At 51.2% G+C, this 16,805-nt stretch carries 16 protein-coding genes; 6 read left to right on the top strand and 10 right to left on the bottom strand.

From position 1 onward, the window contains the following. The coding region (locus tag AEST_RS06615; protein WP_039925222.1) for a hypothetical protein at nucleotides 1-533 on the bottom strand (533 nt) is incomplete at its 3' end. Between the two features lie 258 nt (nucleotides 534-791). Here AEST_RS06615 and AEST_RS06610 point away from each other — a divergent pair. Then, nucleotides 792-1,271 carry an FKBP-type peptidyl-prolyl cis-trans isomerase gene (locus AEST_RS06610; RefSeq protein ID WP_237709384.1) on the top strand — a complete coding sequence of 160 codons (480 nt, stop codon included), beginning with the start codon at nucleotides 792-794 and terminating at the stop codon, nucleotides 1,269-1,271. Between the two features lie 68 nt (nucleotides 1,272-1,339). Here the strand turns inward: AEST_RS06610 and AEST_RS06605 are convergent, their stop codons facing one another. Continuing rightward, nucleotides 1,340-2,467, bottom strand: coding sequence for a PQQ-dependent sugar dehydrogenase (locus AEST_RS06605; RefSeq protein ID WP_008607937.1), 1,128 nt, complete (start codon nucleotides 2,465-2,467; stop codon nucleotides 1,340-1,342). Further along, a complete protein-coding gene (locus tag AEST_RS06600) occupies nucleotides 2,464-2,901 on the bottom strand; it encodes a hypothetical protein (RefSeq protein WP_008607936.1) in 438 nt (145 codons plus the stop codon). The genes AEST_RS06605 and AEST_RS06600 overlap by 4 nt, the downstream gene beginning before the upstream one ends. 205 nt (nucleotides 2,902-3,106) lie before the next feature. Here AEST_RS06600 and hemH point away from each other — a divergent pair, with 205 nt between their 5' ends. Both hemH and AEST_RS06590 read left to right on the top strand, forming a co-directional pair. Next, nucleotides 3,107-4,189, top strand: coding sequence for a ferrochelatase (gene hemH / locus AEST_RS06595; RefSeq protein WP_008607935.1), 1,083 nt, complete (start codon nucleotides 3,107-3,109; stop codon nucleotides 4,187-4,189). 8 nt (nucleotides 4,190-4,197) lie between these two features. Next, on the top strand, nucleotides 4,198-7,317 hold the full coding sequence (locus tag AEST_RS06590) for a transglycosylase domain-containing protein (RefSeq protein WP_008607934.1): 3,120 nt from the start codon (nucleotides 4,198-4,200) through the stop codon (nucleotides 7,315-7,317). Between the two features lie 5 nt (nucleotides 7,318-7,322). Here AEST_RS06590 and AEST_RS06585 read toward each other — a convergent pair whose 3' ends face one another. Then, complete coding sequence (locus AEST_RS06585; RefSeq protein ID WP_008607931.1) at nucleotides 7,323-8,312, bottom strand: GGDEF domain-containing protein; 990 nt, start codon at nucleotides 8,310-8,312, stop codon at nucleotides 7,323-7,325. A 93-nt stretch (nucleotides 8,313-8,405) separates the two neighbouring features. Beyond that, entirely contained in the window at nucleotides 8,406-8,987 is a 582-nt protein-coding gene (locus tag AEST_RS06580) for an HAD family hydrolase (RefSeq protein ID WP_008607930.1), read from the bottom strand. A 142-nt stretch (nucleotides 8,988-9,129) separates the two neighbouring features. Between AEST_RS06580 and AEST_RS06575 the strand changes: the two genes are divergently transcribed. Then, nucleotides 9,130-9,828, top strand: coding sequence for a YebC/PmpR family DNA-binding transcriptional regulator (locus AEST_RS06575; protein ID WP_008607929.1), 699 nt, complete (start codon nucleotides 9,130-9,132; stop codon nucleotides 9,826-9,828). 49 nt (nucleotides 9,829-9,877) lie between these two features. On the opposite strand, the gene AEST_RS06570 is transcribed toward AEST_RS06575, so the two are convergent. From AEST_RS06570 to bdpA, 4 genes are all read right to left on the bottom strand, one after another. Then, nucleotides 9,878-10,075, bottom strand: coding sequence for a hypothetical protein (locus tag AEST_RS06570; protein WP_008607928.1), 198 nt, complete (start codon nucleotides 10,073-10,075; stop codon nucleotides 9,878-9,880). A 77-nt stretch (nucleotides 10,076-10,152) separates the two neighbouring features. Continuing rightward, on the bottom strand, nucleotides 10,153-10,632 hold the full coding sequence (locus AEST_RS06565) for a cytochrome b562 (protein WP_039925221.1): 480 nt from the start codon (nucleotides 10,630-10,632) through the stop codon (nucleotides 10,153-10,155). Between the two features lie 103 nt (nucleotides 10,633-10,735). Next, on the bottom strand, nucleotides 10,736-10,933 hold the full coding sequence (locus AEST_RS06560) for a hypothetical protein (RefSeq protein WP_008607926.1): 198 nt from the start codon (nucleotides 10,931-10,933) through the stop codon (nucleotides 10,736-10,738). A gap of 100 nt (nucleotides 10,934-11,033) precedes the next feature. Further along, nucleotides 11,034-12,542, bottom strand: coding sequence for a BAR domain-like protein A BdpA (gene bdpA, locus AEST_RS06555; RefSeq protein WP_008607924.1), 1,509 nt, complete (start codon nucleotides 12,540-12,542; stop codon nucleotides 11,034-11,036). Nucleotides 12,543-13,047: 505 nt separating this feature from the next. On the opposite strand from bdpA, the gene AEST_RS06550 reads away from it, so the two are divergent. Beyond that, entirely contained in the window at nucleotides 13,048-14,526 is a 1,479-nt protein-coding gene (locus AEST_RS06550) for a TonB-dependent receptor (protein WP_008607919.1), read from the top strand. Nucleotides 14,527-14,576: 50 nt separating this feature from the next. Here the strand turns inward: AEST_RS06550 and AEST_RS06545 are convergent, their stop codons facing one another. After that, nucleotides 14,577-15,080 carry a YgjP-like metallopeptidase domain-containing protein gene (locus tag AEST_RS06545; RefSeq protein WP_008607918.1) on the bottom strand — a complete coding sequence of 168 codons (504 nt, stop codon included), beginning with the start codon at nucleotides 15,078-15,080 and terminating at the stop codon, nucleotides 14,577-14,579. A 130-nt stretch (nucleotides 15,081-15,210) separates the two neighbouring features. On the opposite strand from AEST_RS06545, the gene AEST_RS06540 reads away from it, so the two are divergent. Then, nucleotides 15,211-16,782, top strand: coding sequence for a transposase (locus tag AEST_RS06540; RefSeq protein WP_039925223.1), 1,572 nt, complete (start codon nucleotides 15,211-15,213; stop codon nucleotides 16,780-16,782). The last annotated feature ends 23 nt before the right edge of the window (nucleotides 16,783-16,805 follow it).

Below are 16,805 nucleotides of genomic sequence, written 5' to 3'. Positions count from 1 at the left end.
TCCCATCCGATATCCAGTACTTGCCTAAACCAAGGACCACGAAATCCGGCGTCTGTAACGATAACCGGCTTGCAGCTTGCCGGTAGTATTGCGTGAAGGCGCCTTAGAAATTGCTGATGAGTTTGGGGTTTATCTTTAGTCGCCAGGGAATGCACTTCCTCATAAAGGGTTATCGAGCGCCCCTCACATGCCAATGCGGCGCGCAGCAGGAAGAACTGCTGACCGGGCTCTAAGTCTGACCAGTCGACCAAAATCACTGGCTGTGCTTGATAACCTGCAAAATATCGGGCCAGTTGCTGATAAATGTGCGGTAACTCATAAAAAAGTTGCGTATTGGAGAGCAGGCGATCAGCACTTTTTATTCGATGCTTTTCATAGGCTTGCGTGTCAAGGTTCCGCCCAAGCGAAGTGACTGTGAGTTGCTGCTGGGTCGAGGCACTTAAGACTATATTTTGTAGCGCCTTGCGCCGGGCACTATGCATAGAAGGTGTGACAGCGTGAATGAAATTGGTTAGGATGTGCTGAACATTCATGGCGATTCCTGATTGTTTTTTTGGCGAAAGATCTGATCATCGAGCGCCATGAATGTTCCCTTCCTATACCAATTTATTTAATCCTTTGTTTTATCATCCTATTTCGTGGGGATACCTCAGGGTCTGACCTGTTTATCCACAGGTCTCCAGTACCGGTCATACCAGTTTACTTCGCTGCCTGAATCACTGCCATAGCTGTTATCTGTAGGTGGATATCATATAATGGCACCACTTTTATCAGCTAACAGACATATCATTATGCAAATTACCAACAATGCCGTTGTGCAATTCCACTACACCCTAAGCGATGCCTCAGGCGAGCTGGAGAGCTCGCGCAAAGCCGCGCCCCTGCTCTATCTTCATGGCCATAATCAAATGTTGCCAAAATTAGAAGCGGCGCTGGAAGGTAAGACTGCCGGCGATACGCTTGAAATTACGCTGGCGCCAGGTGATGCCTATGGTGAACGTCGCGACGATGCGATCCAGAGCGTGCAGGTTAAACATTTGCGGGGGGCTAAAAAGTGGAAACCTGGCATGGTGGCCTGGGTTAACACCGATCAGGGCGAGCGTCAGGTGACTATCGTCAAAGTGGGTATGTTTAAGGCGGAAGTCGATACCAATCACCCACTGGCCGGCAAAACCCTAACCTTCGCACTCGAAGTGCTGAGCGTACGTGAGGCGACCGCAGAAGAAATCGCGCATGGCCACGCCCATGGTGAAGGTGGCCATCAGCACTAACTGGTCAGACCGGTACCGGAGTGCTGTGGATAAACTGGTCAGACCGGTACCGGAGTGCTGTGGATAAGTTACTGCGGGCTTAGGCGCAGTAACTTGCCGGCCGGGCCGTCGGTTAGGATATAGATCAGGCCGTCCGGGCCGGTACGCACATCACGCAAACGGCTGTCGAGTTCAGTGAGTAGCTTTTCTTCCTCTACCACCTTATCACCGTCCAGTACCAACCGGTGCAAGGCCTTGCCCGCTAAAGCCGTAATCAAGATGTTGCCCTGATACTGCGGGAAAGCCTCGCCGCGATATAGCGTCATCCCGGCAGGGGCAATCGAAGGTGACCACTGATATACCGGCTCAGCCATTCCAGTAAAGCGGGTAAAGGGAGAAATGCGGGCACCGGTGTAATCAATACCTGTGGTCGCCACAGGCCAGCCGTAATTAACACCGGCTTGTAGCAGGTTCAGCTCATCGCCACCTTTGGGGCCATGTTCGTGACTCCACAATTTACCGGTTGCTGCATCATAGACGATGCCCTGCACATTTCGATGCCCGAGCGTAAAAATCTCGGCGGCTACTGCAGCTTGCCCAACAAAGGGGTTATCGGCTGGCACGCTGCCATCTTGCTGTAAACGTACGATTTTCCCCAGGTGATTGGTTTTATTCTGGGCCTGCTCACGATAATCAAAGCCATCACCTAAGGTCAGTACCAGACTTTGATCCGGTAGCTGCACCATACGGCCGCCATAGTGTGCGGCACCACGCCGATCCGGTGTTGCCCGAAAAATTTGTTTTACATCAGTCAGTTGATTGTCCTGCCAGTTGGCACTGGCCAGACAAACACTGTTGGCGTTAGCCGTGCCGCAGACATAGCTTAAAAACAGACGGCCACTTTGTGCGAAATCCTCAGCAAGCAGCACCTCCAATAAGCCCCCCTGTGAGGCGGCATAGAGATCCGGTAAGTTAACATCCAACTTTTGCAACACCTGTCCATCGCTACCGAGGGTGACTAACTGCCCGCTGCGCTCGGTTAGCAAAAAGCCACCAGAGGGTAAAAAACTTAATGACCAGGGATATTCCAGGCCCTCGGTAAGTGTCTGTACTTTTGGCTTGGTCGGCAGCGGATCTGCAGTCAACGGCTCAGTTGTCAGCGCAACCGGCGCGACAACTAACATCAGAGAGAGAAAAAGCATTCGGTTCAGGCTCATGCAACACTCCTGCTACGACTAAAATAATGATAGAAAACAGCGCCCAGACCACTGCAGGCAAGCAACATCAGGGTGCCTGCTAAGGTGCGGTTTAATGCTATTAGGGTTGGCATCGGTGCCAGCTGATTAATCACAGATAACGCCAGCCAGGTGGCAAGGGCGGTAATAGCAAACACCGTAGGGGCTTTAATCAAAGGCGTGCGGTTAAGTAGCAACCGGGCGGCGATTAAACTCAACAACATAATAGGCAGGAAAATCGCCGCCAGTACTGGCATAAAGTGCCTTAAATCAAACCAGAGGGTACTCAGTTGATCAGCGGTGGCAATGGAACCTGCCAGAGCGGCGATAGCCTGCAGATTCACCAGGCTTTGGATCACCGAGCCGGCGCTGGCCGCCAATAACACTGCCAGCAAAAAAACGAGGATTCTACGCATTCAGTTCTCCCTGATATCTATTACACCTTAACAGGTTAGACCTCGTACCGGTACCGGAGTGCGGTCTGACCAGTGATGCTAAATATTCTGTTTCAGTCATAGGTTTACGCAGCTGAAACTGCTAAGATCACTTTAAAGCCGGGCGATCTAACGGGGCTCCTTCGCCGTAATGCCGGCTTTAGTATAATCAGGAGCGCAGCGTCTTATGGGATTTATTAATAGTAAAGATTTTAGTCACGCCAGAGCCGATAAGATCGGGGTATTGTTAACCAACCTCGGTACACCGGATGAAGCTAACCCAAAAGCATTAAAACGCTATTTAAAGCAGTTTCTATCCGATCCCCGGGTCGTTGAAGTGCCGCGCCTGTTGTGGTGGTTTATTTTAAATGGCGTCATTTTAAATATCCGGCCGCGCCGCTCGGCCAAGGCTTATCAAACGGTATTTACTGAACAAGGCTCGCCGCTACTGTTTCATACTGTCAGTCAAACTAAGGCTGTGGCTGCCGAATTGGCCACGCGCGGCTATCCGGATCTGGTGGTAGACTTTGCCATGCGCTACGGCAACCCCAGTTTTCAGTCTGTGCTGGAGCGGATGATGCAACAAGGGGTCCGCAAGTTGATTGTCCTACCCTTGTATCCACAGTATTCAGCTTCGACCTCGGCCTCAAGCTTTGACGAGTTGGCACGCGATTTTATGCAGCGGCGCTGGCTGCCCGATCTGCGCTTTATCAGCCATTATCATGATTATCCGGCCTATATTGCCGCCTGTGCCAACCGTATCAGAGAACACTGGCAGCAGCATGGTCAGGCCGATAAGTTGCTATTTTCTTATCATGGCATCCCGAAACGCTATTTAATGAACGGCGATCCCTATCACTGCGAGTGTTATAAAACCTCGCGGCTGATTGCTGAAGCGTTACAGCTTAAGCCCGAGCAGTATGTAACCACCTTTCAATCACGCTTCGGCCGTGAAGAATGGCTGAAACCCTATACCGATGAAACCTTAAAGGCCTTACCGGCACAAGGAGTCAGTTCGGTGCAGGTATTTTGCCCAGGTTTCTCCGCCGATTGTCTGGAAACCATCGAAGAAATTGGCGAAGAAAATAAAGAATACTTTGAACATGCCGGCGGTAAGCGCTATGAATATATCAGCGCGCTAAATGATCGACCGGACCATATCCAGGCTCTAAGCCAGCTTATTATTGATAATTTACAGTGCTGGCAGCTAACTGCCGATCCTGAGCGCTTAGCCAGAGCCCAACAGCTTAATCCACAGGAAGTGCAGTAAGTCAGATTATGTCAGATCAGCAAAGGGTTGAACCCCGACTAGGTGATGCACCGTTAGACGCGCCACCACTAATTAATCGGCGCAATTTCGATAATGTTCGGGATAACGCCGCGCCGCGCGCCCGCCCGGCAGCGACAGGCCCCAAACAACCTATTAACTGGCGGCCGCTAAAATGGTTGCTCTGGTTATTGTTGCTGATTTTACTGGCTGGTCTGACTTATCAGGAAATGCGCACCAGTGTTCTGCAATCTAAAGTCTGGCATTATCTGGCGCAACAGCTGACCTTTAGTCAGGGCAAGGGGCCGGCACCTGAAGACGAAGCACCGGTTTATCCGCAAGGCGGTCCTTTTGACCAGCGCGCTGGTTACAGCCATCTGCCGCACTGGCTGAGCAGCCTGCAACAACAAGGCTATAGTATTACAGAGCAAAGCCGCTTTTCACCGGCACTGCAACGCTATGCCGACTGGGGCTTTTATCCACCCTACGCTCAAAAAAGCCAATGGGGGCTGCAGATTTTTGACTGCCGTCAAGATGCACTGTTTAGCTTTCATAAGCCGGAGTTTCAATACCCACATTTTGACGACGTCGCGCCATTATTATTGCGAGCCCTACTCTATGTAGAGAACCGCGACTTGTTCCAGATAACGCCCTTTGCCAACCCTGCTGTAGACTGGTCTCGCCTGGGTGCTGCGGTGCTGGCGCAAACCAAAAAGCTGCTCGGACGCGATGCGGCGGCAGCGGGTGGCAGTACGCTGGCAACGCAAATTGAAAAATACCGGCACTCTAATCAAGGCTTCACCGCCGACGCCCTGGATAAGCTGCAGCAGATGGTCTCAGCATCGGTGCGCGCTTATCAGCCAGCCCGGGAAACCATGGAAAGGCGCAAACAAATTGCGCTGGATTATATCAATACGGTACCGCTGGCAGCGACACCGCAAGCCGGCGAGGTGCATGGTATGGCCGATGGTCTGCACGCCTGGTTTGGTGCCGATCCGGCCCGGGTCAATCAGCTGTTAAAAGACAGTACGGCGACGCCGGCTCATGGCTTAGCATTACGGCAGGTTATGGCGCTGATTATTGCCCAGCGCCGGCCAAGCTTTTATCTGTTGCAAGGCCGCGCCGAGCTGGAGCAGCTGGTCGACAGCCATTTACGCTTACTGCGCCAGGCCAATATTATCAACCAAAACTGGCTGGAGCAGGCAATGGCGCAGCGGCTGAGCTTCCAAAGCGCTGCCACAACACCACGGCCACAGCTGGACAAAACCGCACTGCTGGTGCGTAACCGTATTGCAGCCTTGCTGGAGCGCACCCTGTACCAAACCGATCGTTTGGATCTGACGGTACAAACCACCCTGGATCTGGCGCTGCAACAACAAATTAAACGCTATCTGGAGCGGCTGGAGCAATTAGCACCGGCCCAGCAAGCCGGTATTATCGGCCCGCGCTTATTACGGGAAGACCAGCTGCGCGGCGTAAAATACAGCTTTACCCTGTATGAGAGCACGCCCACCGGCAATAAGCTGCGGGTACAAACCGATAACCATGCTGAGCAACCCTTTGATTTAAATGAAGGTGGCAAGCTGGAACTGGGCTCTACCGCCAAGTTACGGATGCTGACTACTTATCTGGAAATCGTTGCTGAGCTGCATCAGACTTATTCTGAGCAACCGGTCAGTTCGCTGGCATTACTGGAAATTGCACCGCAGGATCAATTATCGCAATGGGCGATTAATTATCTGATTGCAAACCCCGGTGTGACTTTACTGACGATGCTCAACGCTGCGATGGACCGTGAATTTTCAGCCGATCCACGGATAAGTTTCTTTACCGGTGGCGGCCTGCATACCTTTAGCAACTTCCGCCGCGAGGAAGATCGGATGGTGCCGACAATGCGCCAGGCACTGTATGAGTCGATTAACCTACCCTTTGTTCGTTTAACCCAGGAAATTGTTAACTACAGTATTTATCACGGTGAAAGTAGCAGTTATCAGCTACTGAAAAATGATAATGATCCGCGCCGTGATCAGTATCTGCGTCGCTTTGCCGATAAGGAAGGTGTTAGCTTTTTACAACGCTTCTGGCGTAAGTATCACCGCTTAACGGCTGAGCAACGACTGGAAGTGTTCTTAAATGGCTTACGGCAAACCCCGGACCGCTTAAGCGCCGGCTATCGGTTTATCTACCCGGATGTCAACGAGGCGGACTTTATCCGCTTTATGCAACAACGCTTTGCCGATAACCCGCTAACGGTTGCGCAGTGGCGGCAACTGTACCGCAAATATGCGCCGACCGAGTTCAGTTTACCGGATCAGGCTTATCTGGCCCGCAGTCACCCGCTGGAATTATGGTTACTCGGTTATTTACAGCAACAACCCAATCCGACGCTGTCGGAGGCCGTCAGTTTAAGTGCTGACGTGCGCCAGCAGGCCTATCAGTGGCTGTTCCGCACTCAGTCACGTAGCGCCCGGGATAACCGTATTCGCACTATGCTGGAAATTGAAGCCTTCTGGGATATCCATCAGCGCTGGCAACGGCTGGGTTATCCATTCGACTTTCTGGTACCCTCACTGGCGACTGCGCTGGGTAGCTCAGGCGATCGTCCGGCCGCGTTAGCGGAGTTGATGGGCATTATCCAAAACGGCGGCCGCCGTTTACCGATGTTCCGTGTTGAATCATTGGATTTTGGTCGCGATACGCCCTATGCCGTTAGCCTGGCCCGCACCGAAGTCGAAATGGAACGGGTTATGCTGCCTGAGGTGGCACAGGTCCTAAGAGAAAATCTGGCCGGTGTGGTGCAACAAGGTACAGGCCGGCGTTTACAACAGTACTTTAGCTTACCGAATGCACCGCAACTGCCACTGATTGGCGGTAAAACCGGCACTGGTGATAACAGGATCAGTACCGTCAACAGCCGCGGCGAAACCGTGCAGTCGCGGGCATTAAACCGCACTGCTACTTTCGCATTCTATCTGGGAGAGCGGCATTTTGGGGTAATTTCGGTTTATCTGCCGGGTAACGCCGCTGAAGAGTATTTCTTTACCTCGGCACTGCCACTGCAGGTACTTAATGGCATGTCACCGCTGTTAATGCCGTTGCTACGGCCGCAGGCCGGCTGCCCGGTTCCGTAATAAAATCAGGCTGCAACCACCTGGTTGCGGCCCTGATGTTTGGCCTGATACAGCGCCATATCCGCCCGGTGCAACCATTGCTCCCAATCTTCCGCCGTTTGTAACATGGCGGTGCCTGCCGACAAGGTCACTGCCTTGCCATCTGGCAGCAGTAATTGCGCTTCTACCCGCTGGCGAATTTTTTCAGCCAGCAAGGGCAAATCCTCCGCTTGCATATCACGCAGTAACACCAGAAACTCCTCGCCGCCATAGCGGAAGACCCGATCACTTTGTCTTAGCGTACTGGCAATAAGCGGCACCAGACGGATCAACATATCGTCACCAATGCGGTGGCCATAGTTATCATTAATTTGCTTAAAATGGTCCAAATCGAACAGGATCACGCCAAAACGGCTACCCAGTTTCTGTTTTAACTGTACCGCCAGCTCCAGTTCGGCATTTAAAGTATGACGATTACCGGCACCAGTCAGGCTATCAATGCTGGCCAGCTGTTTTAGTTCGTTGCGTTGTAATTGGGTACGATAGGCAAACACATAGGCGAAAAAGCTGGAGATAAAGGCTGTGACCGCAAAGGCCGTCAGTTGATAGTGGCTTTCAAAAATGGTGGTTGGCCATAACAAATCGGTAGCAATTAATACCCCAAGCATCGCCATTGACAGCAGAACCGCGGTCAGTGGCGCGGCCAGAAAAAAGATAAACACCAATAGCGGATAAATCCAGAATACACCACTGATGCCCAGGTTCAGGCAGACAATAACGGCTCCGGCACAAAACACCACCGCCAGAAACTTACCGGGGCGCACCGTATCACCGGTGCGCCAGGCGTAAATCACAGCGGCAATAGCAGACGACACGATCAATAAGTCAGCGATACCCACAATCAGATTACCGGTACTTAGCCGGTAAATTGCATAAGGTGTAACAAATAATGTGATTATCAGGCCGACCAGGCTAATCATTGCCAGATAGAAATTGTCCTTTAACCGCGCCAGCACTCTGCACCTTTTTTTCAGGTTGTTCTTATACAACCACTATAGTGCGCCCGGTGCGGAATAACAACCGTTGCTGGCTGATTAACCATTTGCCTACTAAAACGCCTGGGCCAACTCGTTAAAGTGCTGAATATGATAGTGGGCCAGTGGTTTGAAATGCTGATTCGTATCATTAAGATACAAGCAAGACCAGGCGCCGGCGTTACTGGCAGTTTGCAGATCAAAGAGATAGTCCCCAACGTACAACAGCTGCTGACAAGGGATGGCATAGTATTCAGCGATGCTATGCAAGCCGGCCGGATCCGGCTTGGCCGCGCAGTCTTCCCGGGTTAATACCAGCGATACCGGGATCTGCAACCGTTGTAGCATTAAGCGGGTGGCATCACGCATATTACGAGTTAGAATCGCCAACGGCAGCTGCTGCGCAATAAGATGCTGCAGACATGCCGCCGCGCCCGGCATCCAGGACGCCTGCTCGGCGCCGCGCATTTCATGCTGATAGATAATCTGCGCCGCGCGGCGGGCCTCAGCACAATCACCCAGTTCAGCCAACCGCTCCAGTAAAGGCGTTCCTTCTGGCCAGCCAATATCCTGACATATCGCCGTAAAATTCAATCGTGAGTCGACCAGAGTACCATCCAAATCAAAGGCTACCGCCCGGATATGCGCTAAATTCATGCCTGCTCTCAAAAATTAAAACTGACACTACGACAGTAGCGGCCAGGTGGATTAAAAAACCCGGGGTAGCGGTTGCAGCCGATGGCTGCAATTCGCTAGACTAGCCGACCGAAATTTATCTTCAGCTTAACAGGAATGCGTTATGGGTGCCCAGTGGAAAACCAAGCATAAAATGGATGCGGCCAATGCCAGAGGTCGTATTTTTACCAAACTTGCCAAAGAAATTATGGTTGCCGCGCGCAATGGTGCCGATCCCAGCATGAACGCCAAGTTACGCTCGGCCATTGAAGCAGCCAAAAAAGCGTCGATGCCAAAAGATACGCTGGAGCGGGCAATTAAAAAAGGTGCGGGCCTGCTGGATGGCCCGGTAAACTACGAAACCGTGGTTTACGAGGGTTTCGCCCCGCACCAGGTGCCGGTTATTGTTGAGTGTTTAACCGACAACAAAAACCGCAGTGCCCAAAGTATGCGCATCTTATTCCGCAAAGGCCAACTTGGCAGTTCAGGTTCAGTATCCTGGGATTTTAAACATCTCGGACAAATTGAAGCCGTGCCCACGTCAGCCGATGCCGACATGGAGCTGGCCGCCATTGAAGCCGGCGCTCAAGACTTTGAGCAGGGCGAGGACGGCGAGGTGATTTTCTTAACCGAAAGCACCGATCTGGATGCCGTTGCCAAAGCGCTACCAGAGTTTGGTTATGATGTACATTCAGCCAAACTGGTCTATCGTGCCAATAATCCGGTAAGCTTAGATGACACTGCCCGCGCCGAGGTAGAAGCCTTTTTAGACGCCATTGATAACGATGACGATGTGCAAAACGTTTACGTTGGTCTGGCCTGAGCCTGAAACGTCAGTCTTTAGCCCGGCATCAGCCGGGCTAAGCACTAACTCAGTTATAACCGAGCACAGCGCAGTGTTCGGTGTCCTGCTCTGTACCACCTTTCTCTGCACTGCCCAGCGGCCTGACTTCATCCGGCTCTGACCAGACTAAACTGAGTGCCCGCCGTTCCTGTCGGCTAAGATCAACGGTATGTGGCTGATAATAATAACGCTCTGCGAGCGGTTGCTTGCTTTGCTTGGCTTTCATCTCTAAGCTCCTTTGCTGCAGGTTCGAACTAACTATAGGTCCCGCAGCCTGAGCCCAGGCTGAACACCGTGGCGCTTTTAAAAACGGCCAAAGATCAATTTCCACAAGCTAAAGCGCCGTTCTTTATGATAACGCTCACGCAACTGGGCCACCTGAGTCAGGTGCTGTTGCAGTTTAGCGGCATCATCAGCGGCAGCAGCTTGCTTCGCTAAGGTCAGTTCAGCCAATACCTTATCCAAACCTTCCTGAAATACGGCAGCTTTATCGGCCGGCATGGCCACCTGCTTGGCGTCTTCGGTTAAACGAAACAGTTTCTCCAAATGAGGTAAGGCTTCAACCGGCGTCGCGGCCTCATTCGCCAGTTTAAAGGCAAACCCCATGGTCTTCATGGTTCTTTCCATGGTACGAGGTTCTGCCGCTGTAGCCAGCAAACTGCCGGATAACAGCACAATTGCCAGAGTTGCTTTTAACAAGGTATCACCCTCTTTATCGCCTGAATCAGCGGGCATTATACCTAAATCGGCGCCCCAGGCGAGGCGAACTGGCAACAGCGCCACGACCTTGCGATAAATGGCAGTATCAGTAAGCGGAATTGCGGTAAAAAAAACCGGCCAGCTAATAGCAGCAGTGGCCGGTTATCACAATATCGACAACTGGGGATCAGAGACTATCAAAAAACTCCTGCACCCACTGGCGGGCATCTTCCTCATCCAGCTGGTAACGTTCCTGCACTAATTCGGCAAGATAATCCGGATCGCCGCGTGCCTGCTCCAATTCGGCATAGCTGATCCTGTCCCACTGCAGCTTGGCCTGGGCACGCACCCTGCCCCATTGACTCTCGGCAAAGTAAGCACTCATAGTCATTCCTCGCATTAAAGGTGACGGCAACGGACGCTCATCGCAGCGTCCGTTTTGAGTATAGCCGGACCATACCAGCGCTGCTTATTTTTTAAGCAGTTTACAGGTAGGCTTTATTAAACGACTCGCGGGATTGTTTCAGATAATCGCGCGCTTTTTTGGCATGATTTTCCCAGGCATCCCGATCGGCTTTTTCGGTAAAAGGGTTTTGCTCGGGGGCTATCGAGCGTTCAAAGCGCTCGTAGTAGGTTAGCATCGCCGCGGTGATTTGATTAAAACCGTCGCGGTAGCTTTGCATCGCCTCCAGTAACTCTGAGGTTTTCAGGACAAAGCGGATCAGCTCGGTATTGTTACCGTCATTCAGATAAGAGCCGGCTTTCAGACTGATATTACCGGCCACGGCGCTACTGATACTTTGCCGCACTTTTTCATCTTTACTCAGCACGCGGCTGATATTTTCTTTCGAACTGGCGATATTAGCGTGCAGCAGGGTGTCGCGTAGCTGCTTCTCCAGATCACGGCGAAACAGTTCGATATTGCGCTGAATTGTCGCTAATTCACTATCTAACTGGCTGACCTGTTGTAACTCGCGCTCCAGTTCAGTTAAAAAACGCTCGGCATCCTGATAGATCTTCAGCCCGTGTTCTTCGGCAAACTTACGATCGGCACGGCTTAATCCGGCATTCTGATAATTAGAGCGGTCAAAGCTGGCCGCCAGAAAGGATTTAAAGGGTTCAGCAAAGGCGGCATAGGTACCGGCACTCACCACATTCAGCGTGGCAGTAACCAGATCGCCAAAAGGCTTAATCATTGAGTTAAGCCGCGCCTGCTGAATTTTAGAACTGACCCGGCGCGTATCGCTGATAATATTACGAAAGGTGGCGTAGGCCATCGGATTCGACATTTTATTGCGCTCTGAGCTGGCCAGCACCAAAGAGATCCCGGAGTGCAGCGCATTGGCATATTCCAGATACTGCCGCTGCACCTCCAGTTGCGCGGCATAATTGCTACCAAGGGTGCGGAAGGACTCAGATTGCAATTCAATATTCTGATCGCGGCGCAGTTTGTCGAGGATACCGCTGATAATGCGTTGTTCATTCTTATGTAAGGCTGTCGCCAGCAGAATGCGCTCTACCTGCACATCGTCCAGTTGCACAAACCCCTGATTTGCCTCGATATCCAGCCGCAGAAACTTACGGCCCGGATCATCAACCGAGATGCGGTGCGCCTGGTAGCCGGCACTCCCCCCATGATGCTCAATCACTGCAACTGGTGACCAATTGGCGTCAACCGCATTGCGCTCGGCCACCAAAACCTGGATGCGGTAGCTGGTAAACTCGGTTTCAGGTAACACCCAAAACTCCAGTAAGCCCAGTTCACTTAATGCATCGCGGCTAAATAAACTGCTGGTACCGGCGGCACAGCGCAGTGCCTGCTGTCCGGTGCGTGGTTGTTCGCTGCTAAGCTGACACTCGCCTAACTGTCGCCAGGGCGTAAGGGCCGATTTTTCAAAATCACTGCTAAATACCACTGCTGCAGGCTTAGCCAGCACAGCGGCAGAACAGAGGGTAAAGCTACTAAGTACTACAGGTAAGACAAATCGACGCATACAAACCCCGATTAATAAGCGTACAGGCGCGAAGCCCGAGCGGTGAAAAGCGCTGCGATTCTAGCAATCGGCCGGACCGTCGGCAATGCTCCAGACAGACTAAAATCACAGTTTGGACCCTTGGCGAAAAAATTTACTTGACAGTCTGCGATAGATCGGCGAATTATAGCGACAGTTTGATTTTTCATCTCCCATTATCACAGGAGGCAGCTAATGCAAAAATGCGCATGCAATCGCTACGGCTACTACTGTGCTCCCTATTATCTGTCCGAGTGGTTCAATAATTAGTTCTCCCTCTGCGTCAGGCAGAGGCGTCCATCTATAACGCTCCTCCTTAGTGTTGTCTCCGGTTTTAGCCGCAGCATACCTATGGTCGCGCTTCTTTGGCTGGTTTTGCTTTGACGCAGCTTTTATAACCCGATTGTCGCTAACGGCAACGTCAAAACAATAAAACTATCCAGAGGAATAAAAATGAAGCAAAGCAACCTGATCCGGTTTTCCCCGGATGAGTCTGGCTGTGGCTATGGCGCTATCTGCCAGCGCCATGGCGCAACAAGCCGCGACTGAAGAGCCGCAGATTGAGAAGATTGAAGTCACAGGTTCACGCCTCAAGGGCGTGGATATGGAAGGCGCTAACCCACTACAGGTATTTAGCCGGGATGAACTGACCAGCCGCGGCTATGACAGCATCAGCAGCTTTTTACGTGATTTACCTCAGGCCAGTGCCGGTACCTTTAATGAAATTGGCAGTACTGCCGGTAACGATGGCACCCCAGCGGGTTCAGCTGGCGTCAGTTTGCGCGGTTTGGGCAGCAGCTCAACGCTGGTGCTGGTGAATGGTCGCCGGGTCGCCGTTGACTCTTTTGCCAATGGTGCTGATACCTTTGTCAACGTTAATACCATTCCAATGTCAGCCATTGAACGGGTTGAGATCCTAACTGACGGCGCCTCATCGGTCTATGGTTCAGACGCCATTGCTGCTCTGCGTTACGACAGCTACAGCGATTTTGGCAGTGATGTTAACCCCAAACTGTCACTACGCTACCGCGCTACCGACAATCTGATCCTGCGTGCTTCTGCCAGTACCGGCTTCAGAGCACCGTCGTTGTCGCAAATTGGTGCCGGTAAATCACTGGGCTTTAACTATATCAGCTGTTTACCGGGTCAGCCGTTCCTCAGCTTCTGCGGTAACCAGCCGGTTGAAATTGGTTATGACGAAGAGCGGGTCGGCAATAAAGAGTTAGACGCTGAGAAATCGCGGGCTCTTAACGTCGGCATGTCGTGGAACCTGACCGATAGCCTGCAACTGACCGTGGATTACTGGCGTTACCGGCATACCGATATCGTTGACTACGATTCAATCACTACCCTGCGTGGTTGTTTAAGTGGTGACGTGCCGGTAACCGGTAGTGAAGCCGCGCTGGGCGACAGCTTTGGTTGTGTAGTAGTGAACAACGAACTGGTGTTCCTGCGCACCGGCTTTTATAACATCGGTAGTCAGGAAACTGATGGTATCGACGTTAACCTGAACTACCGGCTGGATACTAATTACGGCAGCTTTAAGTTCTATGCCACAGGCACCAAAACCTTTAATTATGAGCGGCAGTTAACGCCGGACTCACCAAAAGAAGATTTGCTGGGCCGCTTATCCGGCGCCAACGAAATTGCCCGGCCGGATCTGGTGGCGGATTTTGGTACCGATTGGCGCTCAGGCAATTGGAAAGCCAGCTTGTCAGCACACTACGCCAGCTCTATGGGCGATGGTGATTTCCGCTTTGGCGGCAATGAAACCGTGAAGTCCTGGACCACGTTGAGCGGTAGCCTGGGGTACGACATTACCGATAACCAGAGCATTAGCCTGGCGGTTCGTAATCTGACCGACAAGGCGCCACCTTATGCGTCTTCGCCAACCAATGGCTATGCCAGCTCAGTACATGACTGGATTGGCCGCTTGTGGACGCTGCGCTACACAGTAAGCTTCTAACACTTCCCTGGTAGGGGCGCCTGGGGTTGGTCTTTCCCCGGCGCCCTTTTTTATGCGGCGCTGCCACTATCCTGCCAGGTAAGATAGAGCCGTAAATCAAACTCCAGCTGGTGATAAGCCGGTTCCATATACTGACACAGCTGATAAAAAGCCTTGTTATGTTCCTTTTCCCGCAGATGCGCCAGTTCATGTACCACCACCATTCTTAACAGCGGCAAGGGCAACTGCTTTAACTGACTGGCGATGCGGATTTCGTTTTTACTTTTCAGCTTACCACCCTGCACCCGGCTGATTTGGGTATGGGTACCCAGGGCATTATTAATAACATGGATTTTTGGATCGAATACGGCTTTGCTGATTGGCTCGCTGCTTTTCATATATTGCCGCTTTAATTGTTGGGTGTAATCGTAAAGTGCTTTATCGGTTTGAATATTATGGCTATTTTGCGGGTAGCGAGCGGCCAGCGTTGCCGCCAGTTTGCCTGTCGCCAGCAAGTGTTGCACCTGTTGGCGAATGTTATCCGGATAACCTTGCAAGTAAGGCAGTTCAGTCATATTGGGCTTTTATAAGATGTTACCGGGTATCAATGCTAGAACACCGATCAGTTTAAAAATTATACAGGGATCGACTTTGTAACGTCTCTATGATCAAATGCGCAAATTGTTTCATTCAGAGTATTTGATTATGTCCTCATCACGTCAGTGGGATTGCCCGGTAGAACTGTCAAAAAAAGAGAAGTTTATCTGCTCTAAACTTAAGAACTCCGGCAAATTATTTGTGTTTCTTCGTGAGCAGCGCCATCGAATTTTTGACGCTCAAATGGAGCAACAATTGCTAACCTTGTATGCTGACCATCCGATCGGTAAACCTCCTGTGCCTGCGGCATTACTTGCGATGGCCTCATTGCTGCAGTGTTATGAACAAAAATCCGATGCGGCAGCCACGCTTGAAGCCATGTTTGATGTGCGATGGCGCATGGTTCTTAATTGTCTCTCACTTGATGATGAAATCGCCCCTTTTTCTCAAGGAACATTGTGTGATTTCCGGCATCGTCTGGTCAGGCACAATATGGATGAAGTGCTATTAGAGCATACGGTGAATATCGCCAGAGAATTTGGGGGCTTTGGTCACACACAACTTCGGATTGCCCTTGATTCCGCGCCATTACAAGGCGCAGGGCGTGTTGAAGATACCTTCAATCTGGTGGGCCACGCATTAGAACTCTTGGTCAGTTGCGCAGCAAAGATCCGCATGACGACAGAAGAGCAAATCCAGCTTGAAGCCGGCACACAATTGGTCGGGAAAAGTAGTATAAAAGCGGCGCTGGACATTGACTGGTCAGTTGCAGCGGAGAAACAGAACGCTATCAATACCTTACTCAAGGATGTGTTACAGCTTCAGCAGTGGCTTAGTACACAGGCTCCCTTGGTGTCCGAGCATAAGGAGCTCCAAGCCTGTTTGACCTTGCTGGACACGGTGCTATCTCAAAATATTGAGCCCGATCCTGATGGTGGAAGCAGGATAAAGCAAGGTGTTGCAGAAGACAGACTTATATCGCTTCATGATGGAGCAATGCGACATGGTAAAAAGTCCAGCTCCCGAACAATCAATGGTTTTAAACAGCATATAGCCGTTGATATAGACACGAAGCTGATACTTGCCACTTGTGTGCGGCCAGCTAATGAACCGGAACATAAAGCGGCAGAATGGCTCAAACCTAAGGTACTAAAGGTGGGAGAAGTTAAGGAGCTCAGCATTGACCGTGGTTATCTAGCCGCGTCGTGGACAGTGGAATTGTTTCATCTTGGTCATAAGGTAATAGCTAAACCCTGGACGTCGACCAATAAAGGGAAGTTCAGTAAAAAGGAGTTTGAAATAGATTTACTTAACCGCCGTGCGGTCTGTCCCGCAGGGCATAGTGCCGGATTTAGTCGTGCAACGCCGACTCAGATTCGATTTGGTAAAGAGCGCTGTGATAAATGTGCGTTGAAACCACAATGCACAGATTCAAAAACAGGCAAAACACTAACATTACATGTCAATGAAGAGATGTTACAAGGTCTAAGAAGGTTCGTTGAGACACCAGAAGGTCGTGCTCAAGCAAGGGAAAGAACCAAAGTAGAACATGCACTTGCATCTATTTGTAACCGGAAAAAACACAGGGCAAGATACATTGGATTAAGATTAAACGAATATGATCTCAACCGCACAGCAGCCATCACCAATTTACATATTAGCATGGCCATGGCTGCTTAGTTTTTAAACTATATGGTGCTCTA

It is taken from the genome of Alishewanella aestuarii B11 (assembly GCF_000280055.1).
In the GTDB taxonomy this organism is placed as follows: Bacteria; Pseudomonadota; Gammaproteobacteria; order Enterobacterales; family Alteromonadaceae; genus Alishewanella; species Alishewanella aestuarii.
This window is presented reverse-complemented; position numbering and strand designations above follow the sequence as displayed.